The sequence below is a fragment of the Vibrio sp. 2134-1 genome (genome assembly GCF_033339495.1).
On record NZ_JAWOUS010000109.1, the window covers coordinates 1 to 1,150 of the forward strand.

Here is a 1,150-nt window from a genome sequence, read left to right on the forward strand (position 1 = left end):
TTGATATTGATATCACGATTTTTAGTAACCATCTTGGTAACCAATCGAAAAATCAAATCCAAACAAATCCATTAAATTCATACCATTAAATAACAAGATCAACTTACGCCAGCCCACCAAACGTTTGGAAAGGGCGGTAACTCTTTGAGTTATCGCCCTTTTTGTATAGAGAAAACCCCCAGCTAGGCTGGGGGTTCCGTAAAGCTTACAGCTATAAGTCAGTTATATAACCCCTTTCAATTTGATAAAAACGTCTTGTGGTCTGGCAACTGCAAGAGTTAATTAAGAATTGAAAGGGGGTCCTAATGGGGGACGAAAAGAGCTTAGCGCATACGCGATGGAACTGTAAATATCATGTGGTTTTTGCACCTAAGTACCGAAGACAGGTGTTCTATGGTGAGAAACGAAGGGCAGTAGGCGAGATACTTAGAAAATTATGTGAATGGAAAAACGTGAATATTATTGAAGCAGAATGCTGCGCAGATCATATTCATATGCTTTTAGAGATACCACCTAAGATAAGTGTTTCATCCTTTATGGGATATTTGAAAGGAAAAAGTAGCCTGATGCTCTATGAGCGATTTGGAGATTTGAAGTTTAAGTACAGGAATCGAGAATTTTGGTGTCGAGGGTACTATGTCGATACGGTAGGAAAAAATACCGGCAAGATACAAAGTTACATAAAGCATCAACTAGAGCAGGATAAAATGGGAGAGCAATTGTCGATCCCGTATTCAGGTAGCCCGTTTACGGGCCGCTGGAAATAGTCATATGCAAATGTCAGATCACTATGCGCCTGCTAGGGCGCTGCCAGTAAGAGAGCCTTATAGGCGCATATGAAAAACCACCGGCTATGCCGGTGGATACTTTTTTTTAGCTGATGTTTAACGTAGCTTTTCGCCAATTGGATTTAATCAATTAAATCTGGACTTGAACCCCAAATTCTGTACAAACACTCGCCGTTTTTATCATCAAATTACTCACTTTTTGACCCGTCCACTTGTACACAGAAAAGTGTGATTTCCAACACAATATCTTCAAATCTGAGAGTTCTATTGCACCTTTACAACAAACGCATTCGACAAGCGTATTGAAACGTAAATTTTGTTGTATGTACAACACTGGGCAATTATCATTCTAACTAATTTGT

General features: G+C 39.4%; 1 protein-coding gene. It reads left to right on the forward strand.

Annotation, left to right across the window (positions count from 1 at the left end; genetic code table 11):
• Positions 1–305: 305 nt before the first annotated feature.
• Complete coding sequence (tnpA, locus tag R7R78_RS24210; protein WP_069504743.1) at positions 306–767, forward strand: IS200/IS605 family transposase; 462 nt, start codon at positions 306–308, stop codon at positions 765–767.
• The last annotated feature ends 383 nt before the right edge of the window (positions 768–1,150 follow it).